The organism is Micromonospora sp. NPDC047793, assembly GCF_040642635.1.
Lineage (GTDB): Bacteria > Actinomycetota > Actinomycetes > Mycobacteriales > Micromonosporaceae > Micromonospora.
Genome location: NZ_JBEYSG010000004.1, coordinates 338,631 through 352,043 on the forward strand (window position 1 = coordinate 338,631; position 13,413 = coordinate 352,043).

Sequence of the window (13,413 nt, forward strand, 5' to 3'; positions counted from 1 at the left end):
CGATGACCGACCAGACCGTCGCCGAGCCCGCTCCGGCAGCGGCCGACGGACCGACCGGTCCCGCCTCCCCACCACCCGGCCCGCAGCCGTCGCCCTGGCGGCACCTCCGGGCCGGGCTGCGCGGGCTCGGGGCCGGGATCGCCGCGATCCCGGCCGTGCTGACCGACGTCGCCGTGCTGGCCTTCGCGCTCTGGACGCTGCTCTATCACCTCGCCCTGCCGCTCGGCTGGGCCCCGTCGTCGACCCTGCGGATCTGGCTGGTGACCGGCCCGGCGCTGGCGCTGCTCGCGGTGCTGGTGCGGGTGGGTCAGTGGGCCTGGCGGCGTCGGGCCGTCCGGGCCGCGCCGCCCGCGGACCCGAGCGACCCGTCCCGCCCCACCGCGACCGACAGCCCGACCAGCACCGACAGCCCCGCAGGCACCGACAGCACGACGAGCACCGACAGCACCGACGCTACGACGAGCACCGACGCCACGCCGGATCCCGACACCGCGATCGGCGCGGACGCGCCGACGCGCGCCGGGACGACGCCGGACACGACGCCGGCCGAGGGCGCGGACGGGTCTGCCGGTACGCCGACGGACCGGCCCAGCCGGATGCCGGTCGCCCAGCGCCTGGCGACGGCGGTCGTCCTGCTCTTCGGCGTGGCGGCGGCGGTCACCGCCGGCCTGGCCGGCACCCCGGCGGGCGAGAACATCTCCTGGTGGTGGCCCGCCACGACCGGTGCGGTCGCCGCCGTCGGCATGGCGGTGCTGACCGTGTGGACCTGGCGGCGGGTCCCGCCGACCCGGCCCTCGGCGCCCGCCCCGAACGCCTGGCAGTCGCTGTACGCGTTGCTGATCTCCGGTGTGGCGGCGGCGGCCTCGCTCTACATCGCCCGCAACACCCCCGACGACGTCTACTACGTGGGCCGGTCGGTGTGGGTGGCGGAACGCGACATCGTGCCGCTCAACGACTTCCTGTTCAGCGAGAACGTCCTCCCGGCGATGGCGTCGCTGCCGCCGACCGCCAGCATCGAGGTGCTGGCCGGCGCGCTGGGCCGGTTCCTTGACATGCACGCCTCCTCGGCGACCTGGTTCCTGCTGCTGCCGGTGATGGCGGTGCTCGCCGTCCTCGCGCTCTGGCGGGTGGTGCACCGGTGGGCGCCGCGCCGTCCGGTGCTGGCCTTCACCGTGGCCGCCGCGTTCCTCGCGCTGGTCGCCGGCTCGGACGCCGCGCTGGGCACCTTCCACCTGCCCCGGCTGTACGAGGGCAAGGGCATGTTCGTGTCGGCTGTCGTGCCGTTGATGTGGTACTACCTGACCCGCTGGTTCGACGACGGGCGCAAGCGTCACCTGGTGCTCATCTTCGCGCTGTCGGTCACCGCCATCGGGCTGACCACCACGGCGGCGATCATCCTGCCGATGCTGGTCGGCGGGGCGGCGCTGATGATGCTGCTGGTCGGGCGCTGGAAGTCGGCACTGCTGGTCGGCGTCGTCGCCCTGGCGTACCCGGTCGGCTCGGTGGTGTTGACCCAGATCGTGCTGGGGCAGGGCACCGCGGACGGGGCGGACGCGGTCGCCTACGACGCCGCGTACACCTACCGGCGCACCTTCGAGATCGGCATCGTCGGCGTGATCGGCGGACTCGCCCTGTGGTGCGGTCCGCTGCTGGCCCGTCGTCGTACGGCAGGGCTGCTGGCCGCCGGTGGTGCGCTGACGCTGAGCGTGCTGATGGTGCCCGGGGTGCTGGAGTGGCTCGGCTCGCTCACCGGCATCTCGGTGGTGCTCTGGCGGGTGCCGTGGCTGCTCGCCCTGCCCGCGCTGATCGGGCTGCTCTGCACGGTCTGGCTGCCCACCCGGTTCCGTTCGGTACGCGCCCTGGTGGGCGTGGTGCTGGCCGGCTCGATGATCGCGTCGTTCGCCGTCTACGCCACTCCGATGTGGTCCGAGCGGAGTTGGGTGGAGATGCGCGACCGGCCGAGCTGGAAGATCCCGGAGCGGCGGCAGGTCATCGCGGAGTGGATCGTGACCCTCGACCGGCCGGACGGCTTCCTGCTCGCGCCGGCCACCATCATGCGGGCCATGCCGATGGTGACCAGTCAGGTCCGCGTCGTGCTGCCGCGCGACTTCTACCTGGTCGAGTACGACCTGGAGTCGCAGTTCGCGAAGGACCGGCTGCTGTTGACCCGGTTCTCCGACGGGGGACCGGCGGAGGGTCGACCGACCCGGGACGAGGTGGCCGAGGCGCTGGAGCGGCTGGACGTCGGGACGATCTGTGTCTACAACGGCAACCGGTTCGCCCGACGGACCGCGGCCCGACTCGGGTACGCCGAGTTCGCCGAGTTGCCGCCGCCGGTGCCCGACCAGCCGGGCGGGGTCACCTGTCTGCGTCGGAACTGACGCGTCCGGCGGATTTCGGGTCGGTTACGTGGACCGTCCGTTTCGAGTGATCGACGGTTTGGGCGAAAGATGCCGGATACCCGAGCGTTGTCCCGGCGAGGTTTCGCGTTAAGGTCGCAGCTACGCTGGCGGCCGTTCGAGGCGTATCCAGCCGGTCATCGATCTCGTTAGGGAGCGTACTCGTTGTTCGGCATGTTGAGTTCACGCGTGGGCGTCGCCGCGCGTGGCGCCCTGCTGGTGGCGTCCTACCTGGTGTTACTCGCCGCTGGCGCGTTCGGGTGGGTGGCCCTCTTCGCCGTCGCCGGAATGGCGGCGGTGTTGGGCGAGTTCGCCGTGGAACGGTGGTCACCGGCCACCGCGACCCTCCTGCAGAAGGTCGGTATCAACCGGGTCTACCGGCAGTTGGGCCGGGACCTGTCGGTGGTGGTGCTGGTCGCCTCCCAGGTGTCGCTGACCGGCACCGAGCTGACACTGCTGCTCCTGCTGCCCGCCGCGGTCTGGTTGGTCGCCGTCTTCGCCGGGGCGTTCAACCGGATGATCGACCGGCGCAACCCGGTCTCGGCCCTGGTCCGCAACATCGACCTGGGCCGGATGCGGTCCGCCCCCCGCCCGCCGGAGTGGGCCTCCGAGGTGGCCGGTGACCGGTTGCCGTGGGCGAACGTCCTGCTCATCCCGGCCGCCGTGGTGGCCGTCGTCGCCGACGACGTGACGCCGGTCTTCGTGGCAGGTCTGGTGGCCGTCGGGCTGGCCGGGGTGGTCGGCGGCATCGTCGCCTTCACCTGGCTGCGCGGCCGGGGCACCGGGCAGAGCCCGCAACTGCCGGCCGTGCAGAACTGGCTCAACAGCTACCGCCCGGAGGTGGCGCTCTACTTCGCCGGCCCGGCCAAGGACGTCTACCAGGCGAACATGTGGCTGGCGCCGATCGAGGCGCTGGGCCGTCGCGGGGTGGTGCTGATGCGCAGCCGGGACGCCTTCCTGGAGCTGGCCGACACCCGGCTGCCGGTGATCTTCGTGCCGGCCGCGCCGGATTTCATGAACCTGGACAAGAGCAGCATCCGGGCCACCCTGTACGCCGCCAACGTCGGGCCGAACATCCACATGCTGCGTGAGCCGGGCATGAAGCACGTCTTCGTCGGTCACGGCGACAGTGACAAGGCGGCCAGCGTCAACCCGTACAGCAAGGTGTACGACGAGGTCTGGGTCGCCGGCCTGGCCGGTCGGGAGCGGTACGCGCGGGCCGGGGTGGGCGTGCTGGACGCCGACATCGTGGAGATCGGCCGCCCGCAGTTGGCCGGCCTGCACACCTTCGGCTCGGAGGCCGTCGAGCGCCCGTTCACCGTGCTGTACGCGCCGACCTGGGAGGGGTGGCTCGACGACGACCCGTACCACACCTCGCTGATGCTGATGGGCGACCGGATCGTGGCCACGCTGCTGGCCACCCGTCCGGCGGTCCGGCTGATCTACAAGCCGCACCCGTTGACCGGCACCCGCTCCAAGCAGGCCAAGGCGGTGCACCAGCGGATCGTCGAGCGGATCCGGGCGGCTGGCGGCGACGTCGACGCGTCCAGCCTGGACGGTCCGGCGCACCGGGTGGTCACCGGTCGGGTGCCCGCGCTGTTCGACTGCTTCAACGAGACCGACCTGCTGATCAGCGACGTCTCCAGCGTCGTCTCGGACTTCGTGCAGAGCCAGCGGCCGTACGTGGTGGCCAACCCGGCCGGGCTGCCCGAGGACGAGTTCCGGCGGACGTTCCCCACCTCGCGGGCGGCGTACCTGCTCGCGGCGGACTGCGGTGAGCTGGAGAAGATCGTCGCGGTGACCCGGGCCGGTGACGACCCGATGACCGAGGCCCGCCGGGACCTGAAGACCTATCTGCTCGGCCCGGCCGAGGCGAACCCGATGGACCGGTTCGCCGAGGAGATCGGGCGGCTCTGCCGCTGACCCGCATCACGACCGCCACGCGCCCGGGACGACCTGTCGTCCCGGGCGCGTCGCCGTCCGGCATCGGCGGGCCACCGTCCCGGGCCGCCGAGCGCCGCCGTCCGGGTCGGCGGCGGCACGCCGGGACCGGTTTTGTCCGGTACGGGCCCGGCCGGGCGTGCGGACGGGCATGCTCGGAGGCAGGCCGGTGGAGAGGGGATGGGCGTGGAGAGCTACCACGAGGACTGGACCGACAGCCAGCGGGCGCTCTACGACGAGTGCTACCGGGCCGGTACGGACTGGGCCGCCGACCCCGACACCGCCGCCGAGGACGTGCAGCAGGTGATCAACCTCGGCCAGGCCGACGACGACACGCTCGCCGACGCCGAGATCGACTTCCCGCCCCTGGTCGACGCGGTCACCGAGGCCACGGGTGAGCTGGTCACCACCGTGCCGGCGAGCCACGACGACCCGGCCTTCCGGGGTTTCGTCGACGGCGTACGCGACGCCACCGCCGACGAGGTCTTCGGCCTCTGAGTCACCGTCACCCGCCCTGGGCCTGTCACCCGGGGCGGTTGTCTGCCACCATCTAAGGTCAGTTCCGCCGACCGTGACGCCACGGGGCGGTGGAGTCGACCGGGACCATGCGGGGTCAGCGGGCAGACCGAACGGGGAGGCCGGGTGCGCATCCTGCTGGTCGAGGACGACCGTCGGGTGGCCGCCGCGTTGTCGTCCGCGCTGACGCGTCGCGGCTACGAGGTGGAGCACGCGGCGACCGTCACCGCCGCCCTGTCCGCCGCGCCGTGCGACCTGGTGCTGCTCGACCTGACCCTGCCCGACGGCGACGGCACCGACCTCTGCCGTGAACTGCGTCGCCGCAGCAACCAGCTCGGCATCATCGCGGTGACCGCCCGGGGCGAGGAGCGGGACCGGGTGCTCGGTCTGCGTCTCGGTGCCGACGACTACGTGGTCAAGCCCTTCTCGATGGTGGAGTTGCAGGCCCGCATCGAGGCGGTGCTGCGGCGCGCCTCGCACGCGGCACCGGAGCGCAACCTGATCGAGGCCGGGCGGCTGCGCATCGACGTGGCGGCCCGTACGGTCACCGTGGCCGAACGCCCGGTCGCGTTGACCCGCAAGGAGTTCGACGTGCTGGTCTCACTGGCCCGGCAGCCCGGTGTCGCGGTGCCCCGCGACCGGATCCTGCTCGACGCCTGGGGGACCACCTTCGCCGACCGGCACACGGTCGAGGTGCACGTCGGGTCGTTGCGGAGCAAGCTCGGCGACGCGCGGCTGGTGGAGACCGTGCGCGGCGTCGGCTACCGACTGCGGAGCGAGTGAGTGCGCCGCCGGCTGGTGATCAGCTACCTCCTGCTGATGGTGTTGGTGCTGGCCGCGTTGGGCCTGCCGCTGGGCATGACGCTGACCACGCGGGAGACCGAACGGGTCCGGGCGGACCGGATCGCCGACGCCACCCGGTTCGCCTCGCTGGCCGGTCCGGCGTTGCGCAGCGGTGTCTCCGGCCCCCTGGACGCCGAGTTGAGCAGCTACGACGAACTCTTCGGCATCGGCGCGGCGGTGGTCGACCGGGACCGGCGGGTGGTGGTCGCGTCGGGCGGCTTCCGTCCGGGTACGGGCACCCGCGAGGCGTTGGACGTCGCCCTCTCCGGCCAGCAGACCAGCGGACCGGAGTCGGTCTGGCCCTGGGTGCGCGGGCCGATCGTGGTGGCGGTCCCGATCAACGACGGTGGCGAGGTGCTCGGCGCGGTGGTGACCGCGACCCCGTCCGACGGGGTGCGCCGTACCGTGGTCACCTGGTGGCTGCTGCTCGCCGCGCTGGGCACGCTCGCGGTGCTGGCCTGCGTGCTCACCGCGTTCGGGCTGGCCGGTTGGGTGCTGCGCCCGGTCACCGAGCTGGACGCGGTCACCCACGAGATCGCCGAGGGGGACCGGGGTGCCCGGGTGCAGCACCAGGTGGGCCCGCCGGAGCTGCGGCGCCTGGCGGCGAGCTTCAACCACATGGCCGACGCCGTCTCCGACGTGATGGACCGTCAGCGCGCGTTCGTCGCGCACGCCAGTCACCAACTCCGTAACCCGTTGACCGCGCTGCGGCTGCGGGTCGAGGAGTTGGGCCCGAGCCTGACCGACGAGGACGGCCGCGCCGAGCACCGGTTGGCCCTGGAGGAGACCGACCGGCTGGCGCTGCTGCTCGACGCGCTGCTCACCCTGGCTCGGGCCGAGCGGCGGGAGAACCAGCGGGTGACCGTCGACGCGGTGGCGACGGCCGCGTCCCGGGTCGCCGCGTGGGAGCCGTTGGCCCGACACCGCAAGGTGGCCCTGCGCCTGGCGGCAGACCCGACGCCGGCGTACGCCCGGACCGTGCCGACCGCCATCGACCAGGCGCTGGACGCGCTGATCGACAACGCGGTGAAGTTCAGTGGCGTGGGCGGCGAGGTGACGGTCTCCGTCGCGACCCGGGAGGGCGGGATCGCCCTGGAGGTACGCGACACCGGCCCGGGTATGACCTCCGACCAGCTCGGCCAGGCGACCGAACGGTTCTGGCGGGCACCGGAGGTGCAGAACGTCGACGGCGCCGGGCTGGGGCTGACCATCGCCGCCGTGCTCGTCGACGCCTCCGACGGCCGGTTGACCATGCACCCGAACTCGCCACGGGGCCTGGTGGCCGCGCTGTGGTTCCCGGCGGCCACCGAGCCGGCCGACCTCGCCGCACCGGACGCGCCGCCCGGCCCGACGCCCACCGAGCCGGTGCCGCCCGCCTCGGTGGCCGGCGAGGGTCAGGGCTTGCTGGCGCGGTAGTAGTCGGCGGCGCCGGGGTGCAGCGGCAGGGGTGAGGTGGCGATCGCCGAGCGGGGGCTCATCCGTCCGGCCGCCGGGTGGGCGCTGGCCAGCTCGGAGCGCCGTTCCATCAGCAACCGGGTCACCTCGCGGACCAGCGGTTCCGGCAGGTCGGCGCGGACCAGCAGATAGTTGGGGTTGGCCACGGTGGTGACCGCGTCGATGCCGTACACCGAGCGGGGGATGTCCCGGGGCACGTACACCTCCGGGTTGCCCACCCGCAGCGGAGCGGTCCACTCGCCGAGATCGACGATGCGGGTCGGGGTGTCCTGGGCGAACTGGGCCACGGCCCGCACCGGCAACCCGCCGGAGAAGAAGAACGCGTCGATCCGCCCCTCCCGCAGCGCGGCCACCGAGTCGTCGAGGCCGAGCCGTTCCTGGCGTACCTGATCGCCGTCGAGTTCGGCGGCGGTGAGCAGCCGCTGCACGGTGATCTCGGTGCCGGAACCGGGCGCGCCCACCGACACCCGCCGCCCCCGCAGGTCGGTGAGGGTCTGCACCGGGCTGTTCGCGGTGGTGACCAGGTGCAGCAGATCGTCGTAGACCCGGGCGACGGCCACCACCTGCGGGTGCGGGCCGGGATCGGCGGGCAGCACGTCGGCCTGGGTGAAACCGAGTTCGGCCTCGCCGGCACCGAGGAGCCGGACGTTCTCCGCCGAGGCGGCGGTGACCATCACCTCGGCCCGGACGTCGGGTAGCTCCCGGTTGAGGATGGCGGCCAGGGACTCGCCGAAGGCGTGGTACACGGCGGTCGGGCTGCCGGTGGCGATCCTGATATGAACTGTCTTATCTGGAGATTCCCGGCAGGCGCTGAGGCCGGGCAGGGCCAGCAGCACGGTCAGCGCCAGCGTCGCGCGGGCGCCGCGTCGCCGGGCTCGGGCGGTGTACCGGGTACGGCTCACGGGCAGCACTGTGCGCCGCCGGACCCCTGTCACGCAAGCCCAGAGGCGGCGGAAGCGCTCTCCGGACGGCCCCGGCAGGTCTGCCGGGGCCGTCCGGGTGGGTCCGACCGGTGGCCGGCGAGCCGTTCCAGCCGTCCGGTCGGCCACGGATCAGGCCACGGGGCGGTGCGCCGCCTCCTCTCCGGCGTGGCGCAGGATCTGCTCCCGGTCCCGGCCGTGCGCGACACTGACCAGGAAGCAGCCGGTGCCCGGACGCAGCAGCGCCGGCACGTCCAGCAGTGCGGCGCCGCGCACCAGCACGGCGGCCAACTCCCGGTCGGTGATCCGGACGCCGAGGATGTGTCGGCGGACGTGCCGGCCACCGGCCAGCAGCGCGGACCGCCAGGCGGCGGCGGCCAACCGGGTACGCCACAACCGCCGGGCCGTCGAGGCACCGGGCACCGGGCCCCCGAGCAGCTCCCGGCGGCCGCGCCGCCAGCCGTTCTCCACCATCGCCGCGTACGCCGCACGGTGCTCGCGGGCGATGTGGATCTGGTGCAGTTCGTAGCGGCGGCGCAGCCCGCCCACCGCCGTCTCGTGCCGGACCGGGATGTGCAGGCGGTCGAGGAGTTGTCGGGTACGCCGCGCCGCCTCCTCCCGGTTGAACTCGATCGTCGCCGGGATGGCGGGCTGCTGGCCCACGTACCGGTGACCGGGAGCCGCCGGAGGCGGCATACAGCGCAGCAGGCAGGCTGTCTCGAACGCGTCGGCCAGCGTGGTCCAGTCCAACGGCGGGAGCGTCGTCGCCTGGCGATGCCGGTCGAGCAGAATGGGTGCGGCAACCACCGGAGTGCCTCCTTGTGGTGTCGGGTCCTCCTTACGGTGACCTGTGACACCCGTGGGTGGTACCGATCCGGCTCAGCCTTGAGGAAATCTTGCGCCTGGTTACAGTTCGGAAACCACAACGTCGATCTGACGTGGACGGCCCGGTGCGCCGGGCTGCTCGCACACCGTGTACTTGAGGTCCCGTACCGCTGCGACCAGCGCGTCCGTGCTGCGGGGCCGGGCACCGGCGAGGAGCAGGTCCCGCACCAAACGGCCCTTGGTGGCCTTGTTGAAATGACTGACCACCGACCGCACTGGCTGCCCGTCCACCTCACGTTCGTGCAGCACCCGCACCGTCACGACGCGCTCCGCCGACGCACCGCGCGGCGCCCAGGTGGCGGCGTACGCGCCGGACCTCAGGTCGAGCACCGGAGCGGTGCCGGCCGCCTCGGTCAACACCGGCCCCAGCACCCGCCGCCAGTACGCCGACAGCGCACCCGGGCCGGGCAGGCGGGCCCCGATGGCGCAGCGGTACGGCGGGATCCGGTCGGTGAGCCGGACCGCCCCCCACAGGCCGGAACTGACCAGCACCTGCCGGTCGGCCGCCCGTCGGGCGGTGGGCGGGAGCGTGGCCAGGTCGAGGGCCTCGTAGAGCACGCCGGTGTAGATCCTCCCGGCGGGGGCGGTGGCCGCCACCGTCAGCCGGGTGTTGCGCCGCAGCTCGCCGTGCTGGCCGGCGCTGAGCCCGAGCGCGTCCAGTGCCGCCTCCGGTGGACCGGCGGAGAGTGCCACCAGAGCGTCCAGCACCTCCCGGCGGGCGGGGGTGATCGCCGGCAGCGAGAGCCGGTCCAGGTCCAGCTTGCGGCCGGTGCCGGCGTCGGCCTTGCCCTCGGAGGGCGGCAGCAGGATGAGCATGGGTGACTTTAACGCCAGGGGCGCAGCGGCTCCGGCGGGTGGTAGACGCGGAAGCCACCGATCTCGGCGAGCAGGCTGCCGTCCGCGCGGTCGCCGAGCAGTTCCCGCAGCCGCCGGTCCGCCGGCGCGTCGGTCGCCAGCACGTACCCCGGCCGGGTGGCGCGGGCCAGCCGCCACCAGTACGCCGGATAGCGGTTCTGGCCCGGGTGCAGGTCGCCGTCGAGCACCCCGCAGACCACCTGCTCGGCGGTGTTGAAGACCAGCCGGTTGCAGGTCCAGTACTCGCCGTACACCTCGTGCAGACCGGCCGCCTGGACCGTGGCGGCGAGTTGTCGCGCGTACCGTTCCTCCCGCCGGCCGGGGTCCGCACCGGCGGTGGCGAACAGGACCGTAACCACCAGCGACGCCGCCGCCAGGGCGGCCAGGACGGCGGTGGCGAACGCACCGGCCAGCCGTCCCCGCGCGCTGACGGTGCCCCGCCAGGCGGCCACCGCCGTCGACCAGAGCGGCCAGAGCACCGCCGGCAACGACAGTTGCAGCACCGACAGGTAGCGCGCGTTGCCCAGCGGGTCGGTCGCCGCGAGCGAACTGCGCACGTACGCCAGCAACGTCAACGCCGCACCACCGAGCAGCGCGAGGTGCAGCACCGGCCCGACCCGGTCGGCCCGCCCGGCGGCCCGGCGGTACGCGAGCCCGGCGAGCACCGCCCCGACGACCAGCAGCACCGGATAGAGCAGCGCGAACCACTCCTGCCAGCGGGCGCAACCGGCGAGCGGGCAGAGTCCGCCCGCCAGCGACACCCCCTCCAGCAGTCCGCCGTCCAGCCGCTGCGGCCACGGCGGCGGCGCTCCGGTGGCACCGCTGATGGTGCGCAGCACCGAGAGGGAGTCCTGTCCCGGCGGCGCGACCAGGTTGTCGCGGATCATCGGGGCGATCCCGACGGTGAAGCCGACGAGCAGCAGCAGCCCGGCCCCACCGAGCAACTCCCGACGCACCGCCCACACCAGCGCCAGCCCGGCCACCGCCAGGTACGGCACGATCAGCCAGTCCGACCAGACGGCCACCCCGGCGAGCAGCCCGAAGGCGCCGACGGCCAGCCGACGGTGGCGGACCGTGCCCTGGGCCAGCCCGGCGACCAGCAGCAGCATCGCCAACACCGCGACCTTGACCTCCGGACGGCCGCCGACGGTCGTCACCTGGTCCCGGATCACCCGTTCGGAGCCGAGCGCCAGCAGACCGACGACCAGGGTGGCGAACCAGGGCGACCCGATCCGCCGGGTCAGCCGGTGAATCAGCCAGAGGAACACCGCATAGAGCGCGAGCACCGGCAGTCGCAGCAACGGCCAGCTCGGTCCGCCGACGGCGAGCAGGGGAGCGGCCAGGTACGACTGCAACATGCCCATGTACCGCTGGCCGTACAGGAAGACCGGGTGCTCCCGACCCTCGGCGATGTGCAGCGCGGCCAGGCCGAACGTCGCCTCGTCGCTGTTGGACACCGGCACGGTGTGCAGCACGAGGTACAGGCGGTAGCCGACCCCGGCCAGCCCGAGGAGCAGCGCGACGAAGGCCGGCCGGTCGAGCCGGAACCATCCCCGTCCGCGCTGTCGCCCTGATTGCGACCCTGCACGTGGCACGACCATCGCCCCCGTCGTCGTCCCGACCGGAGTTTCGCACGGTCGGACGCTGCTACGGGCCGGTTCGCCGCAGCCCGGCGGGGTGGGGCGTCCGGGGTGACCGACGGGGTGCCGGGGCGGCTCTCGCGTGGCCGTGGTCGCCGACGTGTGGCAGGGTTGCACCCGTGCCACCCACTCCCGCCGGCCAGTTGGCCATTCCGAACCTGCACCGGGCCGCACGGATCGAGGACGCGGTGCACGCCGTCGTCGAGCGTCGGCTCCGTCGGACGGGCTGGCGGATCAACATCATCGCGTACACCGGGTACGGCGCACCCGGCTGGGCGCGGGTGATGTGCCGGGTGCTGCTCGGGCGACCGGACACCCGCCAGCGGGGCCGGTTGGAGAAGGTCCGGGGCTGGCGCAGCTTCACCACGCTGCCCGCCAAGCACGTCACCGTGACGATCGAGACCGGTGGGGTGACCCACGAGGTGCGGGCCGACCGCAGCGGCTTCGTCGACACCGTCGTCGAGACGAACCTGCCACCCGGCTGGGGAACGGTACGCCTCAGCGTCCCGGACGCCGAGCCGGTCGAGGCCCCGGTCCGCATCCTCGACCCCGAGGTCCGCTTCGGCGTCCTCTCCGACATCGACGACACGGTCATGGTCACCGCACTGCCCCGTCCGCTGCTCGCCGCCTGGAACACCTTCGTGCTCGACGAGCACGCCCGGATGGCGGTACCCGGCATGGCCGTGCTCTACGAGCGCCTGGTCACCGCGCACCCCGGCGGACCGGTCTTCTACCTCTCCACCGGCGCGTGGAACGTCGCCCCGACGCTCACCCGCTTCCTCTCCCGGCACCTCTATCCGGCCGGGCCGCTGCTGCTGACCGACTGGGGACCCACCCACGACCGCTGGTTCCGCAGCGGCCGGGAGCACAAACGCGCCACCCTGGCCCGGCTGGCCAAGGAGTTCCCCGACGTACGCTGGCTGCTCGTCGGCGACGACGGCCAGCACGACCCGGAGATCTACCGCGAGTTCGCCGCCGCCCACCCGGACAACGTGGCGGGCGTGGCGATCCGGCGGCTCTCACCCACCCAGGCGGTGCTGGCCGGTAGCCTCCCCGTCCCGCACGACAGCCCCACCGAGGGGCCGATCGGGCAGAAGTGGCTCTCCGCCCCCGACGGCGCGGGCCTCTGGACCCTGCTGCGCGGCGCCGGCCTCGTCTGAGGCGGCCGCGCTGCTTCTCCCGAGCCTGCCGGGCGTCAGCCGCCGGGCGTGAGCGTCACCTCGCCCGTGCAGCCGGCCAGGTGTCGGCGGTCTTCGAGCAGGTCGATGACGGCCTCCCGGTTGGCGATCCGGGCCTCCGACAGCGCATCCGGGTTCTGCCGCTGACCGGCGATGAAGGTCAGGTTGTTACGGACGGCGGTGTCCAGGCCGTCGCAGTTCTCCGCCGCGCCGCCGTTGAGCGCCGCGTTCGGGTCCGCGTCCGGCACCTCGACCTCGCCGGTGCAGCCGGCCGCCGCGCGCCGCTGTTCGAGCTGGTCGAGGACGGCCTGACGGTTGGCGATCCGGGCCTCCGACAGCGGGTCGGGGAAGACCAACTGGTCGGCGATGAAGGCGAGGTTGCTGCCCACCGCCGTGTCGAGACCCTCGCAGTTCTCGCTCGCCGAACTGGTCCCGGTCGCCGTCGCGAAGGCCACGCCGAGGGTCACCCCGATCGCCACGACCCCCGCGATCTTGCGCTGTCGCGGTGAGGTCCCGCGCCGACTGTTCCGGGTGGTACGTCTGCTGCTCGCCATCGATTCTCTTCCCCTCGTCGTCAGCTACCTCGGAGGTACGGGCGCGCGGGCGCCGACGGTTCACCGCTCGGTGATCTACGTGCGAGCCCGGCGGATTGTTACCGACCTGGTGAGCGAGCTGTCACGCAGACATGAGGCGGTGCGGGTCCCGCGCCGCCTGCGCCGCCCGCCCGCCGCCCGCCCGCCGCCCACCGTCCGCCCGCCGCCCGCCCGACGGCCTGCCCCCG

Annotated in this window: 11 protein-coding genes; 6 read left to right on the forward strand and 5 right to left on the reverse strand. The window is 73.4% G+C overall.

Annotated elements, in window-relative coordinates; translation table 11 throughout:
• Positions 1-2: 2 nt before the first annotated feature.
• From ABZ738_RS11645 to ABZ738_RS11665, 5 genes are all read left to right on the forward strand, one after another.
• Complete coding sequence (locus tag ABZ738_RS11645) at positions 3-2,381, forward strand: DUF6077 domain-containing protein (protein WP_357212584.1); 2,379 nt, start codon at positions 3-5, stop codon at positions 2,379-2,381.
• 192 nt (positions 2,382-2,573) lie between these two features.
• A complete protein-coding gene (locus tag ABZ738_RS11650) occupies positions 2,574-4,322 on the forward strand; it encodes a CDP-glycerol glycerophosphotransferase family protein (RefSeq protein ID WP_176093193.1) in 1,749 nt (582 codons plus the stop codon).
• A 198-nt stretch (positions 4,323-4,520) separates the two neighbouring features.
• Positions 4,521-4,838: a hypothetical protein gene (locus tag ABZ738_RS11655; RefSeq protein WP_236146045.1), complete on the forward strand. Its 318-nt coding sequence runs from the start codon at positions 4,521-4,523 to the stop codon at positions 4,836-4,838.
• 144 nt (positions 4,839-4,982) lie between these two features.
• Complete coding sequence (locus ABZ738_RS11660) at positions 4,983-5,639, forward strand: response regulator transcription factor (RefSeq protein ID WP_131057594.1); 657 nt, start codon at positions 4,983-4,985, stop codon at positions 5,637-5,639.
• The gene (locus ABZ738_RS11665; RefSeq protein ID WP_357212587.1) at positions 5,640-7,115 is read left to right on the forward strand and encodes a HAMP domain-containing sensor histidine kinase; all 1,476 of its coding nucleotides are present in this window, start codon (positions 5,640-5,642) and stop codon (positions 7,113-7,115) included.
• Here ABZ738_RS11665 and ABZ738_RS11670 read toward each other — a convergent pair.
• The 4 genes from ABZ738_RS11670 to ABZ738_RS11685 all read right to left on the reverse strand — a co-directional run bounded on the left by ABZ738_RS11670 (position 7,094) and on the right by ABZ738_RS11685 (position 11,409).
• Complete coding sequence (locus ABZ738_RS11670; protein ID WP_254876767.1) at positions 7,094-8,056, reverse strand: TAXI family TRAP transporter solute-binding subunit; 963 nt, start codon at positions 8,054-8,056, stop codon at positions 7,094-7,096. The two genes, ABZ738_RS11665 and ABZ738_RS11670, sit on opposite strands and share 22 nt — an antisense overlap.
• 150 nt (positions 8,057-8,206) lie before the next feature.
• Complete coding sequence (locus tag ABZ738_RS11675; protein ID WP_131057706.1) at positions 8,207-8,881, reverse strand: hypothetical protein; 675 nt, start codon at positions 8,879-8,881, stop codon at positions 8,207-8,209.
• A gap of 99 nt (positions 8,882-8,980) precedes the next feature.
• Positions 8,981-9,775, reverse strand: a complete 795-nt coding sequence (gene yaaA, locus ABZ738_RS11680) for a peroxide stress protein YaaA (protein ID WP_357212590.1) — start codon at positions 9,773-9,775, stop codon at positions 8,981-8,983.
• Positions 9,776-9,783: 8 nt separating this feature from the next.
• Complete coding sequence (locus tag ABZ738_RS11685; protein ID WP_357212592.1) at positions 9,784-11,409, reverse strand: hypothetical protein; 1,626 nt, start codon at positions 11,407-11,409, stop codon at positions 9,784-9,786.
• A gap of 164 nt (positions 11,410-11,573) precedes the next feature.
• On the opposite strand from ABZ738_RS11685, the gene ABZ738_RS11690 reads away from it, so the two are divergent.
• Positions 11,574-12,614 carry a phosphatase domain-containing protein gene (locus tag ABZ738_RS11690; protein ID WP_131057444.1) on the forward strand — a complete coding sequence of 347 codons (1,041 nt, stop codon included), beginning with the start codon at positions 11,574-11,576 and terminating at the stop codon, positions 12,612-12,614.
• A 35-nt stretch (positions 12,615-12,649) separates the two neighbouring features.
• On the opposite strand, the gene ABZ738_RS11695 is transcribed toward ABZ738_RS11690, so the two are convergent.
• A complete protein-coding gene (locus ABZ738_RS11695; protein WP_201272523.1) occupies positions 12,650-13,186 on the reverse strand; it encodes a hypothetical protein in 537 nt (178 codons plus the stop codon).
• Positions 13,187-13,413: the final 227 nt, after the last annotated feature.